Origin of the sequence: Kitasatospora sp. NPDC058048 (assembly GCF_042885555.1) — a bacterium.
GTDB classification, from domain to species: domain Bacteria; phylum Actinomycetota; class Actinomycetes; order Streptomycetales; family Streptomycetaceae; genus Kitasatospora; species Kitasatospora lactacystinica.
In genome coordinates this window covers 65,270-86,232 of sequence record NZ_JBHVRT010000040.1, presented here as the reverse complement: position 1 = coordinate 86,232, position 20,963 = coordinate 65,270, and the positions used below count along the sequence as shown (strand labels likewise).

18 protein-coding genes and 3 pseudogenes are annotated in these 20,963 nt (G+C 68.8%); 10 read left to right on the top strand and 11 right to left on the bottom strand.

Translation table 11 applies throughout. From position 1 onward, the window contains the following. Window positions 1–18 precede the first annotated feature (18 nt). Window positions 19–465 (bottom strand): tetratricopeptide repeat protein, encoded by a 447-nt coding sequence (locus ACFVVA_RS32780; protein ID WP_387694389.1) that lies wholly within the window; start codon window positions 463–465, stop codon window positions 19–21. Between the two features lie 231 nt (window positions 466–696). On the opposite strand from ACFVVA_RS32780, the gene ACFVVA_RS32775 reads away from it, so the two are divergent. The 3 genes from ACFVVA_RS32775 (at window position 697) to ACFVVA_RS32765 (ending at window position 3,176) form a co-directional block, all read left to right on the top strand. After that, window positions 697–1,218: a SigE family RNA polymerase sigma factor gene (locus ACFVVA_RS32775; protein WP_387694399.1), complete on the top strand. Its 522-nt coding sequence runs from the start codon at window positions 697–699 to the stop codon at window positions 1,216–1,218. Beyond that, on the top strand, window positions 1,215–2,141 hold the full coding sequence (locus ACFVVA_RS32770) for a hypothetical protein (RefSeq protein WP_387694388.1): 927 nt from the start codon (window positions 1,215–1,217) through the stop codon (window positions 2,139–2,141). The genes ACFVVA_RS32775 and ACFVVA_RS32770 overlap by 4 nt, the downstream gene beginning before the upstream one ends. Window positions 2,142–2,465: 324 nt before the next feature. Next, entirely contained in the window at window positions 2,466–3,176 is a 711-nt protein-coding gene (locus ACFVVA_RS32765; protein WP_387694387.1) for a serine hydrolase, read from the top strand. Window positions 3,177–3,287: 111 nt separating this feature from the next. Here the strand turns inward: ACFVVA_RS32765 and ACFVVA_RS32760 are convergent. Then, a pseudogene (locus ACFVVA_RS32760) lies at window positions 3,288–3,440 on the bottom strand (IS5/IS1182 family transposase); the annotation flags it as partial. A 46-nt stretch (window positions 3,441–3,486) separates the two neighbouring features. On the opposite strand from ACFVVA_RS32760, the gene ACFVVA_RS32755 reads away from it, so the two are divergent. From ACFVVA_RS32755 to ACFVVA_RS32745, 3 genes are all read left to right on the top strand, one after another. Beyond that, window positions 3,487–6,093, top strand: a complete 2,607-nt coding sequence (locus ACFVVA_RS32755) for an ABC transporter (protein ID WP_387694386.1) — start codon at window positions 3,487–3,489, stop codon at window positions 6,091–6,093. Window positions 6,094–6,459: 366 nt separating this feature from the next. After that, window positions 6,460–7,206, top strand: a complete 747-nt coding sequence (locus ACFVVA_RS32750; RefSeq protein WP_387694385.1) for a hypothetical protein — start codon at window positions 6,460–6,462, stop codon at window positions 7,204–7,206. A 315-nt stretch (window positions 7,207–7,521) separates the two neighbouring features. Continuing rightward, complete coding sequence (locus tag ACFVVA_RS32745) at window positions 7,522–8,085, top strand: IS5 family transposase (RefSeq protein ID WP_387694384.1); 564 nt, start codon at window positions 7,522–7,524, stop codon at window positions 8,083–8,085. On the opposite strand, the pseudogene ACFVVA_RS32740 reads toward ACFVVA_RS32745, so the two are convergent. Further along, a pseudogene (locus ACFVVA_RS32740) lies at window positions 8,019–9,010 on the bottom strand (IS5 family transposase). The gene ACFVVA_RS32745 and the pseudogene ACFVVA_RS32740 overlap by 67 nt on opposite strands. A gap of 352 nt (window positions 9,011–9,362) precedes the next feature. Between ACFVVA_RS32740 and ACFVVA_RS32735 the strand changes: the two are divergent. Next, window positions 9,363–9,536, top strand: a pseudogene (locus tag ACFVVA_RS32735) (DUF4158 domain-containing protein); the annotation flags it as partial. 179 nt (window positions 9,537–9,715) lie between these two features. Here ACFVVA_RS32735 and ACFVVA_RS32730 read toward each other — a convergent pair. Continuing rightward, entirely contained in the window at window positions 9,716–10,519 is an 804-nt protein-coding gene (locus tag ACFVVA_RS32730; RefSeq protein WP_387694383.1) for an NAD-dependent epimerase/dehydratase family protein, read from the bottom strand. A gap of 106 nt (window positions 10,520–10,625) precedes the next feature. Here ACFVVA_RS32730 and ACFVVA_RS32725 point away from each other — a divergent pair, with 106 nt between their 5' ends. After that, window positions 10,626–11,711 (top strand): hypothetical protein, encoded by a 1,086-nt coding sequence (locus ACFVVA_RS32725; RefSeq protein WP_387694382.1) that lies wholly within the window; start codon window positions 10,626–10,628, stop codon window positions 11,709–11,711. A gap of 60 nt (window positions 11,712–11,771) precedes the next feature. On the opposite strand, the gene ACFVVA_RS32720 is transcribed toward ACFVVA_RS32725, so the two are convergent. The 3 genes from ACFVVA_RS32720 to ACFVVA_RS32710 all read right to left on the bottom strand — a co-directional run bounded on the left by ACFVVA_RS32720 (window position 11,772) and on the right by ACFVVA_RS32710 (window position 14,608). Continuing rightward, on the bottom strand, window positions 11,772–12,671 hold the full coding sequence (locus tag ACFVVA_RS32720) for a GNAT family N-acetyltransferase (RefSeq protein ID WP_387694381.1): 900 nt from the start codon (window positions 12,669–12,671) through the stop codon (window positions 11,772–11,774). Between the two features lie 139 nt (window positions 12,672–12,810). After that, window positions 12,811–13,386, bottom strand: a complete 576-nt coding sequence (locus ACFVVA_RS32715) for a recombinase family protein (RefSeq protein ID WP_387694380.1) — start codon at window positions 13,384–13,386, stop codon at window positions 12,811–12,813. A gap of 214 nt (window positions 13,387–13,600) precedes the next feature. After that, window positions 13,601–14,608, bottom strand: a complete 1,008-nt coding sequence (locus ACFVVA_RS32710) for an ArsR family transcriptional regulator (protein ID WP_387694379.1) — start codon at window positions 14,606–14,608, stop codon at window positions 13,601–13,603. A gap of 56 nt (window positions 14,609–14,664) precedes the next feature. On the opposite strand from ACFVVA_RS32710, the gene ACFVVA_RS32705 reads away from it, so the two are divergent. Both ACFVVA_RS32705 and ACFVVA_RS32700 read left to right on the top strand, forming a co-directional pair. Continuing rightward, window positions 14,665–15,432, top strand: coding sequence for an SDR family NAD(P)-dependent oxidoreductase (locus tag ACFVVA_RS32705; protein ID WP_387694378.1), 768 nt, complete (start codon window positions 14,665–14,667; stop codon window positions 15,430–15,432). A gap of 764 nt (window positions 15,433–16,196) precedes the next feature. Further along, complete coding sequence (locus ACFVVA_RS32700; RefSeq protein WP_387694377.1) at window positions 16,197–16,400, top strand: hypothetical protein; 204 nt, start codon at window positions 16,197–16,199, stop codon at window positions 16,398–16,400. Window positions 16,401–16,698: 298 nt separating this feature from the next. Here the strand turns inward: ACFVVA_RS32700 and ACFVVA_RS32695 are convergent, their stop codons facing one another. From ACFVVA_RS32695 to ACFVVA_RS32680, 4 genes are all read right to left on the bottom strand, one after another. Continuing rightward, window positions 16,699–17,145, bottom strand: coding sequence for a universal stress protein (locus ACFVVA_RS32695; RefSeq protein WP_387694376.1), 447 nt, complete (start codon window positions 17,143–17,145; stop codon window positions 16,699–16,701). A gap of 117 nt (window positions 17,146–17,262) precedes the next feature. After that, window positions 17,263–18,873 carry an alpha/beta hydrolase gene (locus ACFVVA_RS32690; protein ID WP_387694375.1) on the bottom strand — a complete coding sequence of 537 codons (1,611 nt, stop codon included), beginning with the start codon at window positions 18,871–18,873 and terminating at the stop codon, window positions 17,263–17,265. Between the two features lie 210 nt (window positions 18,874–19,083). Further along, window positions 19,084–19,800 carry a CPBP family intramembrane glutamic endopeptidase gene (locus ACFVVA_RS32685; protein WP_387694374.1) on the bottom strand — a complete coding sequence of 239 codons (717 nt, stop codon included), beginning with the start codon at window positions 19,798–19,800 and terminating at the stop codon, window positions 19,084–19,086. Window positions 19,801–20,242: 442 nt separating this feature from the next. Then, a complete protein-coding gene (locus tag ACFVVA_RS32680; RefSeq protein WP_387694373.1) occupies window positions 20,243–20,602 on the bottom strand; it encodes an STAS/SEC14 domain-containing protein in 360 nt (119 codons plus the stop codon). Window positions 20,603–20,963: the final 361 nt, after the last annotated feature.

Below are 20,963 nucleotides of genomic sequence, written 5' to 3'. Positions count from 1 at the left end.
CGGGCGGCGCACTCGCGGTCAGTACCGGACGTCGCGGAGCAGTTCCAGTCCGTCGAGGCTCTGCTGGAGCAGGGCCGGGATGTCGTGGTCCCCGCTGATCTCGGCAGCCTGCTCGAAGCAGGTACGGGCCTGCGGAAGCCGGCCGAAATGGGCGTGGGCCCGGCCGGTGATGATCAGGCAGTCGGCGATGCCGCTCATGGCCCCCAGGCGGCGTCGCAGCGCCAAGGACTCGTCGAGGGCGGCGAAGGCGTCCTCCTGCCGGCCGAGGCCCCGCAGGGAGTCGCCGAGGTTGGCCAGCGTGACGGCGACGTGGCTCAGGGTGCCCAGGGCCCGGCAGTCTTCAGGGCGAGCGCGTACCAGACGCCCAGCCGCAGCGCGGCCGCCTCGCGCGCCTCGGCGGGCTCCTCCTGGAGGGCGCGCTCGGCGGCGAACTCCCCGAGCAGGTCGTGGAAGCGGTAGCGCCACTGCTCCGTCGTCCCTACCGGGTGGACGTCGGCGAGCAGTTCGAGCAGGTCGGCGGTCTGCTCCGGGGGGCGGTCCGGCAGGGCGGCCGAGGCCCCGTACCCGGGATAACGCTTGCGTCACGACCGGAGATCGCGTGCAGCAGTCGCGAGTCGGGCTCCGTCAGGTTGAGCGGGGGAGCCAAGGGGGCTTCGGGAGAGGCGAAGATGCTCAAGAGTCACGAGCCGGGTGACCATGCGAAGTGCTGACGTCCCTGCCTTCACGGCATTCGTGCATGCACGGTCGTCGGCCCTCTTCAGGACCGCACTGCTGCTCACCGGCGAGCGTCATGTGGCCGACGATCTGGTGCAGTCCACGCTGGAGCAGGTCTGTCGGCACTGGCGCCGGATTCGCTCCGCCGACGCACCGGAGGCCTATGCGCGCCGGATCCTGGTGAACCTCGCCAACGACCGCTGGCGCAAACTACGTGGACGTGCGGAAGTACCCCTGGACGACGGTATCGGGGACGGGTACGTCGATCCGTACAAAGGTCTCGTGGTCCGCGACGAGTTGATGCGCGAGCTGCAGTCCCTGCCGATCGGCATGCGCACCGTACTGGTGCTGCGGTACTTCGAAGATCTCGACGACGCGGAGATCGGCCACTTGATGAACATCTCGGCCGGCTCGGTCCGATCCCAGGTGGCCCGGGGCCTGTCGAAACTCCGGTCGACCGTCGATGCACAGGCACTGCACACACGTTCGGGAGGGGTGGCATGAAGGACTACGACCTGGAGGAGGAGCTGGCCGCGGCCATGCGCGACCGTTCACGGCAGGAACCGTCGCGCGGCTACGACGTCGATGAGCTCATCGGGTCGGTACGCCGGCGCCGCCGGCGCCTGCAGACAGGTGCGGCGGCGGCCGTGGTGATCGTGGCCCTGGGCGCCGGCTTCGTGTCCCAAGCGGATCACGACCGTGCCCCGGTACCCGCACAGGCATCGACCGCGTCGAGCACCGAGATGCCTGCTACACCCCCGCCCATCGAGCGGTCCTCGCCCACGGCTTCGGCACCGGCTTCGAAACCGGCCCCCCGTGCCGACCCGGCCCGGACGACGAACACCCTGTTCCTCTCTGCCCTGCGCTACCAGAATCCGGCCACCCGCTCCGAGGTGGATCCGGCAGAGGTGGCAGCGCTGTTCGCCGACGAGTCCACGTACCGACGGATCTGGGGAGCCGACTCCCGCGGTGTGACCTGCGGTGCCTCGGTCGACGGCGTGCTGGCGTCGGGTGAGGTCCTGCTGTACCAGGGGGTCGAACGGCTCGACCGGGCCCCTTCCCTGGACTTCGACGGGGCCACGGGGAAGGTGACCGACCTGACCTGCACAACGGTCGCCGGAGGCAGCAAGGGGGGCGACCCCACGGTTTCCGGTTTTTACGGCGGGCTGGTGGCGGCCACCAAGTCCGGTGACTCCACGGCAATGGCGAGGCTCGGGAAACAGTTCGTGACCGAAGACCTTCGATCCGACCGGGGCCAGGGCCCGACCGCCGGCACCTGCTCCTTCACCGCACCCCCCTTCTGGCTCGCCGACAACCGCTCGTCCGGAACTCTCACCCACGGATGGACCGTGAACCTCGGCGGCCGGCACGACTTCCCGATCGAGATCGACGAGACAGCGAAGATCGCCAGATCTTGCGGCGGGTGAGCCGCACCGGCCGCCGCTGAGGCGGACAGCACCGGACCGAGCACGCACGGCGGCACGTCCGGAACCCCTGCACGCCCTTGCACGCCAATAGGCGATGTCCGCGCGCCCGGACGTCGGAAAGCGAGTGCCCGCATGAAGCATCGGACAGCCTTCGTCATGCCCGTACTCATGGGCGCCGCCATGGTGGCCCACGTCCTGTTCCCGACCTCGGGTCCGGCCGAGGGCGCCCCTCCTGACCCACTGCCGACGTCAACCCCGTCAGCGCCAGGCACGCCTTCCGGGCAAGAACTTGCCGTCGCGGGTACGACAACGCCGGAGCAGGCCGTGCGCCTCGCGCTCGACGGGCTCGGGGCGCACCACGGCCGGTACGCTCTCGCCGTCGAGGACCTCACCGCGAGCCGCTCGGCCACCTACGGTTCGTCCACCGAGACCTTCACCTCCGCGAGCATCATCAAAGTCGACATTCTGGCCACCCTGCTGCTGCAGACGCAGGACCGCGGAGGCCGACTCAGCCCTGCTCAGCGACAGCTGGCCTCCGACATGATCCGCGTCAGCGACAACGACGCGGCACAGCAACTCTGGATCGACATCGGCAGACGCCAAGGTCTGGACGCGGCCAACGCCCGATTCGGACTCACCCCGGCACACGCGGGCCAAAGGGGAGCCTGGGGACTGACCCGGACCACGGCCCGTGACCAGATCTCCCTCCTGAAGGCCGTGTTCACGCAGGACTCCCCCTTGAACGCCGAATCCCGGTCGTACGTGCGGGCCCTCATGAGCGCCATCACCGACGGACAGAACTGGGGCGTCGGCGCCGCGGGAGCGCCCGGCGACCTGCCCGTACTGAAGAACGGCTGGCTCCCGGGCGGAATACCTCAGCTATGGGCCGTCAACAGCATGGGCATCGTCGAACGCGCTGGACACACCTTGCTCGTCGTCGTACTCACCGACGGTCAGCCCACACGGGAAGCCGGCATCGCACTCATCGAGCACGCCGCGGCGACCGCGGTCGAGGCACTGGTGCGCGCACCCTGAAAACCCTCAACCCGCCGTACCCCTGTCCAGCAGAGAACGGACTGCTGCGCACATTTCGATCACGCCTGGGCATCAGAGGGCGTTCGATGTAGACGGATTGCCCTTTATGTCCTAGTGGTTTCCTCGCCAGGTTGGTGTGGTCTCGTCCGTTATGCGCTTCGCGAGGTGGTCGATCGAGACGATGTGCATCACGGCTTCGGAGCCGGTCGGCAGGGTCTCGTAGTCGCGAGTCGGTCGGCGGCGCAACATGAGCCGTCCCAGGCTGCTTCGGGAAGCGGGATACGTTTCACCTATGGCACTGCACGCACGAATGGATTCTGCCCCGTCGCACACCGCACCGCAGGACGCCGGTCACGACGGACTGATCAAGGTCCGGGGTGCCGACGAGCACAATCTGCGCCACGTCGATGTGGACGTGCCGCGCGACCAGGTGGTGGCCTTCACCGGGGTGTCGGGGTCGGGCAAGTCGTCGCTGGCGTTCGCCACCATCTACGCCGAGGCCCAGCAGCGCTACCTCGAGTCCGTCGCGCCGTACGCCCGCAGGCTGATCGACCAGGGATCGGCGCCCAGGGTCGGCGCGATCACCGGTCTGCCGCCGGCCGTCGCCCTGCGCCAGCAGCACAGCGGGGGCAGCACGCGCTCGACGGTGGGAACCGTCAGCCGGGTCTCGAACGTGCTGCGCATGCTGTACTCCCGCGCCGGCACCTACCCGGCGGGCCGGACTCCCGAGGATCTGGCCGGGACGTTCCCCCGGGACGCCGCGCCGCTGGACTCGGACAGTTTCTCGCCGAACACGGCGGTGGGCGCGTGCCGGACGTGTTCCGGTCTGGGGCGCCTGCACACCGTGGACGACGGCAAGCTCGTCGGTGACGACTCCCTGAGCATCCGGGAGGGCGCGATCGCCGCGTGGCCGGGCGCCTGGCAGGGCAAGAACTACCGCGACATCCTCGCCGAGCTGGGCGTGGACATCGACGTGCCCTTCCGTACCCTGCCTGCGGCCCGCCGCGAGTGGCTGCTGACGACCGACGAGCAGCCGACGGTCACCGTGCACCCGATCCGCGACGCACACCGCATCGCACGCTCCTACCAGGGCACCTACATGAGCCCCCGCAAGTGGGTGCTGCACACCTTCGCGACCTCCAAAGCAGCGCACCTGCGGGCCAAGGCCGTCTCCTTCATGACCCAGGAGATCTGCCCGACCTGCCACGGCAAGCGGCTCAACCCGGAGGCCCTGGAGGTGACCATCGCCGGGCAGGACATCTCCGTCGCCACCTCGATGCCGCTGACCCAGCTCTCGGCCTTCCTGGAGACCGCGCGCGACCACCCCGACACCCTGGCCCTACCCGCCGAACGCAGGCAGGCCGCGCACGCCCTGATCAGCGGCCTCCAGGACCAGCTCGGCACACTGATCGACCTGGGCCTTGGCTACCTCGCGACCGCACGCGCGACCTCGACCCTCTCCAGCGGCGAACTCCAGCGCCTGCACATGGCCACCCAGCTCCGCAGCGGCCTGTTCGGCGTGTTGTACGTCCTGGACGAGCCCTCTGCCGGCCTGCACGCCGCCGACACCGAGCTGCTGCTCACCGCGCTGCGACGGCTCAGAGGAGCCGGGAACAGCGTCTTCGTCGTGGAACACAACGCCCAGGTCCTCGCCTCGGCCGACTGGATCGTCGACATGGGTCCCGGTGCGGGCCGCCACGGCGGGCGGGTCCTGTACAACGGCCCCGCCGGGCAGCTCGACCAGGCAGAGGAATCGGTGACAGCCCGGTACCTCACGCCAGGCGCGCCCACGGTGCCCGGCCCCGAGAAGCCCCGGCAGCCGGACGGTTGGCTGAGCCTCACCGGAGTCACCGGCCACAACCTCCATGACGTGGACGCGAGTTTCCCGCTGCGTACGCTGACCGCGGTCACCGGCGTCTCCGGGTCCGGGAAGTCGACCCTCGTACGGCGTGCCCTCGCGGAGACGGTCCGCGACCACCTTTACGACGATGAGACCGCGCAGGACATCGCCCGTAGTCCCGCGTCGGTGGAGACCGTCGACGAGGAGGAGGCCGGGGTGCCGGTCTGGGACCTGGAGGAGGACCGCGTGACGGTACGGGCCGGCTCCGGGCTCGAGGACATCGACCGGCTGGCGGTCGTGGACCAGAAGCCCATCGGGCGCACACCGCGTTCGAACCTCGCCACCTACACCGGTCTGTTCGACAGCGTCCGCAAGCTGTTCGCCGCCCAGCCCGCCGCGAAGGAACTCGGCTACACCGCGAGCCGGTTCTCCTTCAACGTGACACAGGGGCGCTGCCCGCACTGCCTGGGCGACGGAGTCGTCAGCATCGAACTCCTCTTCCTGCCCACAGAGACCTCCCCCTGCCCGGTCTGCAAGGGCGCCCGCTACAACCCGGGCACGCTCATGGTGCGTTACCGCGACAGAACCATCGCCGACGTGCTGGCGATGAGCGTGGACGAGGCCCTCGAGTTCCTCCAGGACGTGCAACCCGCCGCCCGCATCCTCAAGTTCCTCTCCGACATCGGCCTGGGCTATCTCACGCTGGGCCAGAGCGCCACGACGCTGTCCGGCGGGGAAGCTCAGCGCATCAAGCTGGTGAGCGAGCTGCACCGCGCGCCGCGCGGCCACACCCTGTACCTCCTCGACGAACCCACCAGCGGGCTGCACCCCGCCGACATCGACCTCCTCGTCGGGCAGCTGCAGCGCTTGGTGGACGCCGGGAACACGGTCGTCGTGGTGGAACACGACCTGCGCACCGTCGCCGCCGCGGACTGGGTCCTGGACCTCGGTCCGGGTGCGGGCGACGACGGCGGCCGCATCGTCGCCGAAGGCCACCCTGCGGACATCGTGCGAGAGCACGACACTTTGACCGCCTCCCACCTGGGCCGTCATCTGTCGGCACGGACGAGTACCTGAGCCCTTGCCGATCTGATGTGAAGCGATTCCCAATCCGAAGGCAGGGTTAGAGGCCGTTGTCGTACCGATTTTGGTGAGCATGGGTTCGAGTGCGGCGGCTCGGTCGGGCGATCTTCGGTCTGTCCGTGCATGAAAACAGGGCCTCTGGTGCAGCTCGGGGTTGTCGAGACCTTGAGCACACCAGGAGGCCCTACCGACGGCATCCCGGCACTTCCACCGCCGAGACGACACAACACCTCGTCTCTGCCGCCGAAGCATCGACCCCATGCCTGACCAGCGCAAACGCACCCGTCACTCTCGGAAGGGCAGCGGCTTCTAACTGACCCGGACAGGAATCGTGTCAGAAGTCTGGTCTAGGGTTGGCCTGTGAACCACAGCAGCCTCACGGCTGGGGCGCCCCGCGAGCCTGACTTGCCGCCCTACCAGGCAGTTCTGGCGGAGACTAATTGGGGTTCGCTCCAGACAGCTTTCGGGAACGGTGAGTGCCTGCCCAAAGTCCTGGCACGGTTGCTGGAGCCTGATCCCAAGGTGCAGGTCACCGCTTTGTCGGAACTGAGTGAGCTGGTCGGCCACCAGAACACCATCTACGAAGCCACCGCCCCCGTCGCCATGTATGTCGCCGGCACCCTCACCCACCCGGCGGCCATGACCCTTCGACCGTACCGCAACGTCCCCTTCCGCGCGACATTGTTGAACTGGTTGGTTTCCACGGCCTACGACGCCTCCGACGAGATTGTCGACCGCATCGAGCAGTACTTCCCTGGCTTCCTCACTCCCGGCAGCATCGTGGCGGCCTTCCGGGACCTGCGCCCGATGCTTTATCGAGCCGTCGCGCCCTTCCTGCAGGACAGTCACGAGGATGTGCGCGAAGCCGCCGGCCTCGCCGCGCTCATCCTCGCCGAACACCCCGCGCTCGCCCAGCACCGCGATCACCTCGTCGTGCACGCGCGCCGCATCCTGGACACCAGTAGCGACGCCCTTGACCGGCGCGTTGCCTGGAAGGCCCTCGAAGCATGGGGCCACGACGTCACTGACATTGAACCTTTTCAGGAGGAGCCCTGGGACTGCGGGCCACACAGCGATGGCCGCGGCGATCTCGAACCTCCCTTCTGATTGATAAGCGAACGGCCCACCGGCCCAAGGATGTGCGGCCGTTTAGAAGCAGTTGCCGTAACGATCTTGGTGAGCATGGGTTCGAGTGCGGCGGCTCGGTCGGGCGATCTTCGGTCTGTCCGTGCATGAAAACAGGGCCTCTGGTGCAGCTCGGGGCTGTTGAGACCTCGAGCACATCAGGAGGCCCTGTTGTCGCTGTCCTATGGCCTCGCACCGGCTGGCGCCAACTCGGCTTCACCTGAGTGTGATTGCCTCGCTCATCAGTTCGGGAATGCCGGCGACCGACCGTACAGGCGACCGAGGTATCCGTCCGACATGAGCGATGCGGAGTGGGCCGTCGTGCGCGACGCGATGCCCGTCCCCGCCTGGCTGGAAGGCCGGGGCGGGCAGCCGGAGGGCTACTGCCACCGTCAGATGGTCGACGCAGTGCGCTACTTGGTCGCCGGCGGTATCACCTGGCGGGCGATGCCGGCGGACTTCCCCGAGTGGGATCGTGTCTACGCCTTCTTCCGACGGTGGCGCGACACCGGCCTGGTCGCCGAGTTCCACGACCGGCTGCGCGACCGGGTCCGCCGGGCCGCCGACCGGGATCCGGAGCCGACCGCCGGGATCATCGACGCGCAGTCGGTCAAGGCCGCCGCATCAGTGCCCGCCGCGAGCAGGGGCTTCGACGGCGCAAAGAAGGTCAACGGCCGCAAACGGCACATCGTGGTGGACACTTTGGGGCTGCTGTTGGCGGTGATGGTCGCCGCGGCCTCGGCCACCGACCGGGACGCGGGACAGGCGCTGCTAGGGCGCGTATTTGGTCGTGATCAAGCGGTTCTGGTGAGGTCCTTGATCCAGATCATCGCGCCGCGAAGGTGGAGGCCGGCGAGGTAGCTCTCCGGGGTCTTGTCATAGCGTGTGGCGATGCCTCGCCAGGCCTTCAGCTTGTTGATCAGGCGCTCGACGGTGTTCCGTTCCTTGTAGAGCTCGGCATCGTGGCTGACGGGCCTGCCGCCCTTGCGGCCCTTCTTCCTGCGGTTGGCGGCTTGGTCGATCTTCTCCGGGATGACGGCCTTGATGTGGCGTTTGCGCAGGTGGTTGCGGTTGCCCCGGGACGAGTGGGCTTTGTCCCCGGCGACCGCGTCGGGCCGGGTGCGAGGACGGCCGACAGGCCCGGGGACCCGGACTTTTCGCAGCACGGTGATGAACTGCGGGCTGTCGGCGGTCTGGCCCTCGGTCAGGACGAACGCCACCGGGCGGCACCTGCGCTCCCCGGCGACGTGGACCTTGCTGGTCTGCCCGCCTCTGGAGCGTCCGAGCAGGGCGGCCTTCAAACGGAGCTTGCGGCGGCGCCGGATGCGTCGCCGCTCCTCCCGTCCCGGGTCGTCCTGCCCGTCTTGTTCCTGCGGGCTGCCCCCTTTTGTCGGGCTTTCTCCGCTTCGTCGGCGGCTTTCTCCAAGGCGGCCATGGCATCGGGGTCCAGGTGCATCCCGGCGGCGTCGTGGTGGGCCCGGACGGTGGTGGAGTCCACGCTGACCAGGGACAAGTCCACCTCGCCCTGCTTGGCGGCTTCCGCGATCGCACCCTCCAGCAGGGCTTCGAAGACGCCGGCGTCCCTCCACTGCCGGAAGCGGTTGTGGACGGTCGACCAGGCACCGAACTCCCCGGGCATCTCGCGCCACTGGCTGCCGGTCTTGAAGTGCCAGATCACGCCCTCGAACTGCTGGCGCAGCCGTTCGGGGTAGGGGCCGTACTCGCCGATCGGCAAGTACGGCTCGATGAACTCCCATTCACTGTCAGTAAGTTGCACACGGGTCACGCACCAGGGTCTACCGGATCAGGGGCAACCATGAGGGCGAAACCCGCAAATTGATCACAACCGAATACGCGCCCTAATGCGGTCGGCCTCCTCCCGCAACTCGTCCATGCGACGGCGAGCGGTGAGCTCACGCTGTTCCAACAGCCCCACGACCGACGGCATCCCCGACCTCCACCAGAGCGACGACTCGACACGTCACCACTCCCCGAGACCGCCGACCCTATACATGACCAGCGAAAACGCAGCCCTCAAGCCCGGAATGGCAACAGCTTCTAACACAGTTCCGGGATACGGTGACAGGTTTCTCTGGAAGTCCAGTGGGCTCGGATGGCGGGTGGCTACCGTCCACCGGGTGCCGGTGGGATTTCTTACTGATGTGCAGGCGACGGCGTACGGACGGTTCGTGGAGGAGCCGACGCGGCCGGAGCTGGAGCGGTTCTTCTTCCTGGACGACGTGGACCGGGACCTGATCGCGTTGCGCCGTACGACGGCGCACGGGCAGGTCCCGCGTGACCACGGCCGTCTCGACCCGGCCGACGCCGACCTGGCCAGCCCCTGGCTGGCCTGGGTGAAGTACCTCGCCTACCAGCTCGCGGAGGCCCGTGGCTGGGAACGCTGATGGCGATCTCTGAGAATCCCCACCGTTGCTCGTCGTTCCTCAGGAGAAGGCGCTGAGAGAACTCATCCCAGCGATGGCCGTGTGCGTCAGGGCCGAAGGTGCTTGAGAGTGAACTGGGGCAGGGCGTAGAGGCCGGCCTGGGGGGCGGTCGGGTCGACTGGGAGATCCGTCCCGGGGATGTCCGCAGCGTGGAGTTCGGCGTTGTCGACAGGGGTGTAGGCCAGTTCCGTCGGGTCGGGGAGTTCCCAGAAGCGGCGGGTGTTGTTGGAGACGGCGTAACCGGTGGCGAAGCGGGTGGAGGGCGGTGCGGCCAGCGCGGCCAGGATGTAACCGACGGCGTCTCGCGGGCTCAGCCAGGTCGCCAAGTGCCGCGGCTCGGCAGGCACGTGCTCAAAGCTGCCGATACGCAGGCAGATAACGGAGAGACCGAATTTGTCGGCGTACAGCCGCCCGAGGGCCTCGACAGCCGCTTTGCTCACCCCGTAGAGGCCGTCAGGGCGTACTGGCTCCTGTGGACTGCTGAGATGTCCGGCGGGGTAAAAGCCGGTCACACGGTTGCTGCTGGCCAGCACCACTCGCTCGATTCCCTTGCGTCGCGCCGCCTCCAGGACGTGGTGTGTGCCAAGTACGTTGGCTTCGAGCAGGTCCGAAAGGGGCGCCTCGTCGGGGACGCCGCCGAGGTGGAGCACGCGGTCGGCTCCCGTAAGGGCGAACTCCACGGCGGCGGCGTCCCGAAGATCCACGGTGTGCGTGTCCTCGTTCTCGGTCTCCTGGCGGATTGGCACGCGGTCGAGCAGGATCAACCGTGTCGCCTCGTGTCGCAGTGCCTCCCGCACCACGGAACCGATGGTGCCCGCCGCCCCCGTTATCGCGACCGTTCCCAGACTCACTGCGCCTCCCCTGGTTTCGACAATCCACGCATCTTCGCGCTCGTTGATCCACTCATCAAGGTGGTGGGGAATTGAGAGAGGAGGTTTGGCCAACCTTAAGCGCCGGGTGGGGAAGTTCAAGGAGCGTCATCAACGCGGCATCCGCTTCGCCGTCAACCGCGGCCTGGCCCTCGTCCTCACCGGCTACGTCGAGGGCGACGTCATCCGGCACACGGAGATCTTCGCCCCGCTGCGGGCCCTGGACCTGCGGTTCGGCCACGTCGTCACGGTCCTGGAAGAGATAGGGATCTTCGAGGACGACAGCGAACCCTCCTTCGAGGGCTGGCTCGCCGAGAGGCTGGAGGGTCTCGCACCCGGCATCCGCTCGAAGGCCGAGCGCTGGACCCGCGTCCTGCGCGACGGTGGCCCCCGCAGTCTCCCGCGACGGGAGGGCACGGTCTGGCTCTCCCTCAACCGTGTCCGGCCGGCCCTGCTGGAATGGTCGAACCGCTATGACCACCTGCGGGAAGTGACTCGCGACGACGTCCTGACCTACGTCAAGACACTGCATGGCCGCCAGCGTCACGACCAACTCGTCGCCCTGCGTTCGCTGTTCACCTGGGCCAAAGGGAACGGGCTGATTTTCCGCAGCCCGACCAGCCGGATCAAGGTCGGACAGTACGAGTACGCCGTACTGCAACCGCTCGTCCCCGCCCAGGTCGACCGCTCCGTCGCGGCGGCCACCACCCCGGCGACGCGGCTCATCCTCGCCCTCGCGACGGTCCATGCCGCCCGGGTCGCCCGGATCGGCACACTCATGCTTGACGACATCGACCTCGGCAACCGACGGCTGACCATCGCCGGACGCGTTCGCCCGCTCGACGACCTCACCCTGAAACTGCTGCTGGACTGGCTGGAGCACCGGCGAAACCGGTGGCCCAACACCGCGAACCTCCACCTGCTGATCAACAACCAGACCGCCAACACCACCAGCCGGGCCAGCAACCACTGGATCAGCGCTCCCATGCGCGGCCAGGACGCGACCCTGGAGAAACTCCGCGCTGACCGCCAGCTCGAAGAAGCCATGGTCAAAGGCCCCGACCCACTCCACCTCGCCCAAGTCTTCGGGCTCGACGAGAAGACCGCGATGCGCTACGCGGACTCCGCGCGGGCTCTGCTGGAACAGGCCGCCGAAACCGGTCCCGTGTCTTGACGCAGACCCACAGGTCATTCCCCAGAACCAGGGCAGTGGACCTGAAGGTCGTCGCAACCCTCACTCCGACGACGCTGTGGTGATCCGCTTCTCGAACCAGCGGTGGGCATACGGCTCGTCGTTGAAGGCGGTGACCTCCTCGAAGCCGTAGGAGTGGTACAGGCCGATCGCGGCGCTGAGAGCCTTGTTGGTGTCCAGGCGCAGTACGTGAAAGCCGTGCCGGGCGGCCCGAGCCTCCAGCTCGGCCAAAAACCGCCGGCCGAGGCCGAGGCCCCGGGTGTGGGGCGCGACCCACATGCGCTTGACCTCGGCCGGGGCGCCGGGCGGTAGCTTCAGACCCGCGCAGCCGACGGGCTCACCGTGCAGCCGGGCAACCAGGAACAGCCCGTGCGGCGGCCGAAGTTCGCCCGCGTCGGGCAGCAGGCTCCGCGCAGGGTCGAAACCGGCCTCGAAGCGCTCCTGCAATTCGGTGAAGTAGGACCGCAAACAGTACTGGGCATCGGGGTGGTCCGGGTCGACACCGTCCAGCGCGACCGTCGCGGCGGTCAGCAAGCGGTCGACCTCGGCCATGGCGGCCACCAGCCGGACGCGCTGGGCGGTGTTGAGCGGTTCCAGAAGGGAGCCGGCCAACTCGTCGCTGCGGCGATCCAGCGCGGCGTGCTCCGCGCGGCCCGCGTCGGTGAGCCGAACGGTACGCACCCGTCTGTCCCGGGGCTGCGGCTCCACCGTCACCAGGCCGTCGGTCTCCAGAGAGCGCAATAGCCGGCTGACGTACCCGGAGTCGAGCCCGAGGCGCTCGCGCAGCCGCCGTACGTCCTGGCCCTGCTCGCCGATCTCCCACAGCAGCCGCGCCTCGCCGACGGGCCGGTCGCGGCCCAGGTAGTGATCGTGAAGCACGCCCACGCGTTCGGTGACGGTGCGGTTGAACCGCCGCACCTGATCAATCTCCGTCCCATCCATTCTCTGACTCTAGTCAGAGAACCGGCTGTGCGGCCAGAGGTAGTCCGCGACGGTACGCACCATCCGGCCACGGCCACGGCCGCAGCCCGTAGGTTCGTTCAGCACTGAAGAAGCTTCGGTTTCCCTGAACCCGCGTGGCTCAGGGAGTCCGAGTAGGAACGGACCAGGAAACCGGTGTTGCTGTGACGACCGATCGACGGCCGCCCTTGTTGCCCTTGGCCTCGGCGGCCCGCAGCCCGTCGTAGGTCAGCTCGCGCTGGAGGTCGCGTTGGAGTTCGCCGGCGGCGGCGAGGGTCTGCACCATGAACTTCACCGTGGACAGCAGCTCTCCAGTGCGCAGGTGGCGGGCGGTGAGGTCCATCGCGGAGAACGCGCCGTCGTGGATGCGCAGGGCGAGGCGGTCGCGGTGGAAGACGTCGAGTACGTCGAGGATGTGCCCGGTTCCGCGCACGAGGCGGAACATCTCGGAGATGTGCACGGTGTCGCCCGGCCGCGCGTACGTGAGCAGCTCGCCGAACTTCGGCCGCTGGAGAGGGTGGAGACGGCTGGAGGTACCGGGGTCCTCCTCGAAGACGACCGGGTCCTCGATCCCGGCCTCGTCGAGGACGAGGTTCTGCTGGTGGTCGACTGCTGGTCGGTCGACACCCGCTTGTAGACCAGGTTGGCCATGCCGCTCCCCGTTGTGGTGGTCGCATTCGACCCTAGCTGTCAGCAAACCCTGTCATCAGCCGCCATCGGATCTGATTGGATCCGAGCCGCCGTCAGGCCCCTGAAAGTCCGGGTTCATTGGACGCCAGTCGCGCCTGTCGTCATTCGATCGTTTGCCGACAGGGCGAGCCGGTCAGTAGACGGGTGGGGACCCAGTCAGCGGCTTGGTGGAGTGCAGTCGCCCGGCCAGGCGGGGGTGGGCGGAGACGGACTGCTGATCCTCAGCTGTCGTGAGTTCGCGGTCTGGTAGCGGTGGTCGTGAGCCGGTCGCCGAGCGTGCTTCTCCGGTACAGCACATGCCGTCCGTCACGTGTCCGGGTGACCAGTCCTGTGGAGTGCAGGACGCGCAGGTGTTGGGAGACCGCGCTTGGGGTGACCCTGAGACGGCGGGCGAGCTCTACGGTGGACAGCGGCTCTTCCAGGAGGCTGAGCAGTCTGGCTCGGGACGAACCGAGCAGAGATACCAGGGCGGTTGTGTCGACGGTCGGCATCTCCGAGCCCCACAGCGTGGCTACTCCCCGGCTGGGATAGACGAGGCTCGGCGGCTCGTCCGGGCTTACGGGGGGCGCGGGCTTGTGTGCGAACACGGACGGTAGGAGCAGCAGCCCCCGGCCGGATGCCGCCACCCGATGCCTGCTGATCATCTTGTCGATGTACAGCTCTCCGCCTTGCCAGCGCAGGTTCGGGTGCATGTCGGCGAACAGCAGTCGGGCGCCCCCCAGGGCGAGCCGGCGGGCGCGGTAGGTCATGTCGGCTTCCAGCACCAGCCGCATGTGCGGCCACATCGGCTCGATGGCCACCTCCCAGTACTGCCGCAGGAGATCGCAGATGGCGTCGCGGAGTCTGGCGACAGGTGCGTCTTCGGCGGCGGTGGCGTCGCGGAGCGCTTCGGGAACTGGGTCGGGTGCGTGCGCGAGCAGCAGGTCGTGGCGGACCTGAGCGCAGGATGCCTGGCGGACGACGGAGAGTTCTTCTTCGAAGGCCGGTGCGAAGCTCGCGGGATTCGGGGTCAAGAAGTCGGGGAGGGTACGCCGCTGGGCGACCAGGGACATCAGTAGACCGGTGTCGAGCGTGCCGAGTCTGCCGAGTACGGACCTGCGCCAGGGCAGATGCAGCGCCGAAAGGCCGGGATCCTGGAGCACCCGCAGGCTGAACAGGGTTTCGTGCAGGGGTGAGAGGGCGAAGCGGGTGTCTGCGAGGTCCTCAACGCCGAGTACAAAGCTGATCATTAAGCCATACGCTACATCGATTGGCGACGCAACGTCGATGCCGTGGACTTCGTCCCATGACACCCACAATTCATGTGCAGCGGACGGCGGTTGTCACCGGTGCTGCCCACGGTATTGGCGCCGCTGTTGCCAGGCGCCTGGCGGGCGACGGCATGGCGGTCGGCGTGATCGATCTGGACGAGGCGGACTGCGCCGATACCGTGGAGGCCATCACAAGTGTCGGCGGGGCAGCGCTGGCCGTCGCCGCTGATGTCGCCGACGAGGCCGCGGTCACTGCGGCCGTCGCCCGGATCGCCGCCGCGTTCGGGCCGCCGACGGTGCTGGTCAACAACGCCGGCATCGGACCCCGCGCTGACCTTGTGGACATGACCACGCAGCAGTGGGACACGGTGTTGGGGATCAACCTCAGCGGCCCTTTCTTCGCCGCCCGGGCCGTCTGCCCGCACATGGTGACGGCAGGATGGGGACGCATCGTCAACATGTCGAGCATCTCCGCTGTCGGTGATGCCGGCCGCGTCGACTACGCCAGCGCAAAGGCGGGTTTGATTGGATTCACCAAATCCCTCGCTCTCCAGCTCGGCCCGCATGGCGTGACCGCGAACGCCATCGCGCCGGGATTCGTTGTGAGCGACATGACCAGGGCCTCGGCCCGGCGGCTCGGCCTGAGCTTCGAGGAGTTCCGGCACAGGGCGGAGCAGTCCATCCCGGTCGGCCGGGTGGGCCTGCCGGATGACATCGCGCATACCGCCTCCTTCCTCGTAAGTCCCGGGGCAGGGTTCGTCTCCGGCCAGGTCATTTACGTCGCGGGCGGGCCGGTGGACTGACGGATGAGCCGCCGGATGGTCCTGATCCTGGCTGTCACATGCGCCGTGGCAGTGGGCAACATCTACTTTCCGCAGGCCATCGGTCCACTGGTCGCCGCCGGGCTGCGCGTGTCGCCCGATTCGGCCGCTGCGGTGGTGACCGCCACACAGGCCGGCTACACGGCCGGGATGGTCTTGCTGGTGCCGCTCGGCGACCGGCTCCCACACCGCTCGTTCCTCGTCGTCCTCCTCGCCCTGACCGGCCTGGCACTGCTCGCAGCGGGTTGCGCTCCGGCGCTGCCGACCCTCATTGCCGCCAGCACCCTTGTCGAACGCCTCCGGGGCCGGGCGGACAGGCGCAGCGGTGCGGGTGGTCGGCTGGGGCCGCCGGTGGCGGTCAGCAGAAGAGTTCGTCATTCCCCGCGTGTCCCACACTCTGCGGCCACCCAACCCCGAACCCACCCGGACGGAGCCTCACCCCAGGACGGCCGGCCGGAGGCACGGCAGGAGAAGCGGGATCAGCACAGCGGCCCGGAGTCCCGTGATGGGAGCGAGCCGGCGGTTGGCGGCTGTGCTGTGTGGATTCAGACCCCTGGTTTTCTGGGATATCCGAGGAGGGGCCGGAGCCGCGGCCGACAGAGTGCGGCCAATCGGTTGAACGGCTGCCCCGGTGAGCGCAGGCCGACGCGTGTCGGCCACGAAGGGTCGGAACGCTGATCCCCGGCACGCTGCCGATCCTGCTCGGGTTTGCCTTCCTCGGACAGGGCAACCCCTCGGCCGCGCCGATGGACGTCTCCCACATCTTCCCCCAGTGGACCGGCATCGCCAGCCTGGTGCTGATCGTCAACAACTTCCTCAGCTACTCCGGTATGGAGATGAACACCGTCCACGTCAACAAGCTGCGCGACCCCGCCAAGGAGTTCCCGAAGGCGATGTTCCTGGTCATGGGCATGGTCCTGCTGTCGGCGCCGCAGTCCTCACCGCCGTGACCGCAGCCATCTCCAACTCGGTCTCCAGCCGCCACCAAGCGGCAGACGCCACGGCCTCGGACGCACTCGCAACCGGATTCTCCCGAGCCTGCATTGGGCTCACCCCCTTATGCGCGTTCGGCATCGCCCTGGCACTCCTCGTCGGCCGCGTCCGCCCCTCCGAGTTCCGCCCGCTACGCCGCCGCGTACACAATCCCGACCGGGCCCACCGGACCGACCACCGCCCACTGAATCGACGGCGCCATCGCCTGCCCGGGCGACGACCGTGACCCAGGTGCGGCGCTGCCTGCGACGGCAGTCAGGCGGCCCCGTCGCGGACGACCAGGACCGGGCACTTCGCGTGCTCGGCACAGTGCCGGCTCACCGAGCCGAGAAGCACGCCGGCCATGCCGCCCAGTCCGCGGCACCCCACCACCAACAGCCCCGCCCCTCGGGAGGCCTCGACCAGTACCTGCCCGGCGTTCCCCTCAACCACCCGCCGGGTCACGGGCACGTCCGGCACAGCCGCCCGTTCACCGTCCACGGCCTCGGCGAGAGTCTCGCGGGCGGCCTCCTCAAGCGCGGACCCCGGTACGGGCACTCCGCCCCAGCCGCTGGTCGGTGGAAGGTGCCAGGCGATCACCGCCTCGACCTCGCGGCCGTCGAGCCTGGCCTGGCGCAGGGCCCAGGCCAGCGCCTCGCGCGAGGAGGCCGAGCCGTCGACGCCGACGACGATGCCTGGGTGTGCTCCGGTCCGGGTGTCCATGGCGTGGCTCCTGGTGCTCGGGCGGATCTGCTTCGGTCACTGGTCGGGCCGCCTTCGCGAAGGCGTTCCGGTGGCTGCCGGTCGTCTTGAGGCTCAGGGCGGGTCTCCGACTCGGGGCTATCCACCAGTGGCGACGATGTTCCTGAGGTTCTGGAGGTCCTCTGCGGTGAGCCCCGAGGGCTGTAGGACGGCGTTCCATCCGTCCACGTACTCGGCCTTGTACGCGTGGCCGTGGCCGCTCGGCACGCCGGTGGAGAACGGCAGATCGGCGGTGACCTGCCAGAACGTGACGAACGGGATCCAGACCATCCCCTTGAGGACGTCGCTGCCGGGCGTCTCGGCGATCCAGTCGGGCTCGTTGAAGATCAGGTTCGGGCTCCACCAGACGATCGGGTCGGAGGGGTGCATCAGGTACAGCACACGGCTGCCCTCCCATGGTTGACCCGCGGGTGGAATCCCCGCGTTCGGGTCGTTTGTGAAGCGCACGGTCCGGCCGTCCTTGTAGACGGGCTGGATCTCGGGGCTGCCGGGGTCACGGTTGTCGCTGAACTCCCGGAACAGCGTGTTGAAGTTGGGCGGGCCGGCGAACAGGGTTCCCGAGGTGCGGTTGCGCAGGTCGTACTCGCCGCTGAAGGCTGCCTCGCCGCCGAAGGAGCCGAGGCTCTCCCCGGCGACGAGCAGCCGGGGCCGGTTGGCCTGGGGCAGTTTCGACCAGACGTCGTAGACCGCGTCGAACAGGTCGCGGCCGGCCGCCCTGGCCTTGGACTGGTCGACCAGATAGGAGATCCAGGACGGCAGGTAGGAGTACTGGATCGCCACGGTCGCGGTGTCGCCGCCGGCGAGGTACTCGAACGTGTCGACCGACGCCGGGTCCACCCAGCCGCTTCCGGTCGTGGTCACCACGAGCAGGTTGGCGCGCTGGAAACCGCCCGCGCGTTCGAGGTCCTTGACCGCCAGAGCTGCCCGGGCCTGGGTGTCGTCCGCCGACCCCAGGCCGGCGTACGACCGGACGGGTTCCTTGGCCGGGCGGTGGGTGAACCTTGCGATGTCACCTTCCGACGGGCCGGTGCCTACGAAGCCGCGACCCTGGTGTCCCAGCGAGTCCCACGCCACGAGGGAATTCGGCCCGCCCGAGCGCAGGCTGCTGGTCGGCTGGTGCACGCCCTCCGGGGTCGTACCGTCGTGAAGTGAGAACGTCTCGTTTGCGACGCCGACGAAGCCTTCCAGCAGGAGACCGGTGATCACCAGGTAGGCCAGGCCGGCGACCAGGATCCAGCCGGTGGCCCTGGCCGCGCGCCGGCCGAAGCGACGGTCGAGCAGGTCCGCCGTCCAGTGGTACAGCGCCCGCAGGCCGCGCCCGATCAGCAGGATGACACCGAACACCAGCGTCGCGACGACGGGTGACAGGACGACGAGCGCGACGTTGTAGTCGCTCACGCCCATCATGCCGCGGATCAGGTACTGCCAGTACTGCCCGAGTCCGAAGAAGACCGGGAGCAAGACAGCCGCGCTGATCAGGAACGCCCGCCTCGACCCTCGGCCGGGCTGCCGGGGCTCGCGGTCGGCGAACGCACGCCAGACGGATGCCGCGAGCACGCCCAGTCCGTAGCCGATGGCGGCTGCGATGCCCCAGATCAGGCCTTGGAGGACGCCGCCGCGTGGCAACAGCGAGGGGGTGAGAGAGAGGCACGAGAGCAGGAGCGCGCCCCAGCCGCCGGGAAGCGTCAAGCCCGACGCCTTCCGGTACCTGGCGAACCTGCTCGCCTGCTTCGGGCCCTCGGCGTGCGTGTTCAAAAGCGACGACCGATCCACTGACGGCGGACTGCACGGCAGGCGGCGCACCGACCCCGGTGTCCTGACGGACCGGCGGTCGTACGCCGTCCCCACATGATCGCGCGTGGGCTCCTGCCGTACCAGCGGTCCGCGCCCACACGGGTGCTAGGCCAGCCGCGCCAGTGCGAACGCGGCGGCGTAGCCGAGCGCATTGGTCGCCCAGTGCAGCCCGATCGGCGCCAGCAGGCTGCTACTGCGGCGCCGCAGCTCGCAGAAGAGCACACCGGCGGCCCCGGTGAAGAGCACCACGCCGAGGTCGGCGACCACGGCGCCCGCCGCGGTGTGCCCGAAGACCGAGGTGAGGGCGGGCTTCTGAGTTGCCAGGTGCAGGGAAGGGAGGACGTGCCAGAGGCCGAACAGGAACGAGGAGGCGACGGTGGCCTTCACCGTGCCGCGGTAGCGCCGGATCAGCCCGTACAGCACCCCGCGGAACGCGTACTCCTCGAGGAGCACAGTGCCCAGCGGCACAGTGACGAACACGCGCACGGCCACCTCCCCACCCGGCAGGTGCGCGGTCCGCCGGTCGGCGAATAGCTCACGGGTGAACGGCAGCACAGCGCCGATCGCGTAGACCACGGCCACCACACCTATCAGGGCCGCCGCCCAGATCGCGCCGCGCCACAGCGTCCCCCTGGCCAAGCCGACATCATCACGAGTGCCACCGGCCCACCACACGATCACGGTCAGGACCGCAATGGCCAACGGGGCGCCGACCACGCCGAGAGCCGGCAGGAGCCCGTTGCCGGCCAGGTTCACCAGGACCAGCACGGCGAGCACCGAAGCCAGGACGACCCCCGGGCCTGCCGGACGGCTAAGTCGCATCAGAGCCTCAGAATACGGCGCCCGGCTGCATCCGGCGCCGCGGTAACGCGGCAACGCGGTCAACGGCGCAGCCCGGGTCCGCCCCGCAGCCCGGCAACGAGAGGGCCCTCGAACGCCGGCCACTTCTGCACGCCCAGGGCCGCGACCGCGCAGGGCCAAACCTCGCAGGTCGCAATTCGCAACCGAAGCAGCACGGCCCGAACCGGCTACGGGCCGCTCGTGCCACACACAGCGCTTCGAGACCACCCGCTCCTCGCGAGCAGAGGGGACCGGCCCGCCGGTCCCCTCGCAAGCCCCGACCGACGGCTGGCCCCTCGGCACGAGGGCGTACGAGCCGGACCCGAGCCTACGCCACACGCCTGCGATCGGAACCCCGATGCACTACGGCCGGCCGTGCTGATGGAGAGCAGCCGCCCGGGTGTTGCGACGGCGTCCCTCGACCTCAGCCCCCTGCTGCCCAAGCGATCGCCTCGGCCTGCTCCGCAAGCGGGAAGGTCTTGGTTGTACCGGGTGTCATCCAGCCGAAAAGGGCGGTTGCGTGAACCATCCACCCGATGTCCGTGACCAGGGCGATCCGTTTCCAGGCACGCAGATGCTCGACTCCGATCTTGAGGTCCTCCCACAACGCGCCGCCGGTCATGCCGTGAAACTCCCGGATGACGATGACGAAACGCACTCCGCCCTGTTTCGCCGCCTCCTCCAGCGATGGCAGCAGCACGTCCCGGTAGTCCTCGGCCGAGAGCGTGCCGCCGGCCTCGAACCCGATGACGCCCGCCGGCAGCCCGTCCAACCTCTCGATCACGTCACTTCCCCTTCTCCCGTCACCGTCAACGACAGACCCAAGCTAGGCACGTCCCGGCCAAAACCGCAGACCACCACTGCCGGCCGCTGCGCCGGACGGGTACTCGCCCGGTACTCGGCGGCCAACACGAAGGGCTGCGCAACAACGGCTCCAGAGAACTCCCCGCACTCCGCCTCGGGGAGCCGGAAGGTACGGGCGGCCGTCCCGGACCGGAGCGAGCCGGGACGGCGGAGTGCGGGGCAGTTCAGCCAGTGACGGTCTCGGCGTGCCGCTGGAGAGCGTCCAGGAGGGCGGTCTACTGGTCGGTCAGCTTCCCTTCGGTGCGGGCCCCGCCTGCTTGCGCAGCCAGGTTCCGGGCCGG

Excerpts from the sequence above, each read along its gene's own strand:
- ACFVVA_RS32770 (WP_387694388.1), top strand. The coding sequence starts at position 1,215 with ATGAAGGACTACGACCTGGAGGAGGAGCTGGCCGCGGCCATGCGCGAC.
- ACFVVA_RS32720 (WP_387694381.1), bottom strand. The coding sequence starts at position 12,671 with ATGGATGGGACGGAGATTGATCAGGTGCGGCGGTTCAACCGCACCGTC.
- ACFVVA_RS32710 (WP_387694379.1), bottom strand. The coding sequence starts at position 14,608 with ATGATCAGCTTTGTACTCGGCGTTGAGGACCTCGCAGACACCCGCTTC.
- ACFVVA_RS32755 (WP_387694386.1), top strand. The coding sequence starts at position 3,487 with ATGGATTCTGCCCCGTCGCACACCGCACCGCAGGACGCCGGTCACGAC.
- ACFVVA_RS32685 (WP_387694374.1), bottom strand. The coding sequence starts at position 19,800 with ATGCGACTTAGCCGTCCGGCAGGCCCGGGGGTCGTCCTGGCTTCGGTG.
- ACFVVA_RS32705 (WP_387694378.1), top strand. The coding sequence starts at position 14,665 with ATGACACCCACAATTCATGTGCAGCGGACGGCGGTTGTCACCGGTGCT.
- ACFVVA_RS32700 (WP_387694377.1), top strand. The coding sequence starts at position 16,197 with ATGGACGTCTCCCACATCTTCCCCCAGTGGACCGGCATCGCCAGCCTG.
- ACFVVA_RS32745 (WP_387694384.1), top strand. The coding sequence starts at position 7,522 with ATGAGCGATGCGGAGTGGGCCGTCGTGCGCGACGCGATGCCCGTCCCC.
- ACFVVA_RS32775 (WP_387694399.1), top strand. The coding sequence starts at position 697 with ATGCGAAGTGCTGACGTCCCTGCCTTCACGGCATTCGTGCATGCACGG.
- ACFVVA_RS32695 (WP_387694376.1), bottom strand. The coding sequence starts at position 17,145 with ATGGACACCCGGACCGGAGCACACCCAGGCATCGTCGTCGGCGTCGAC.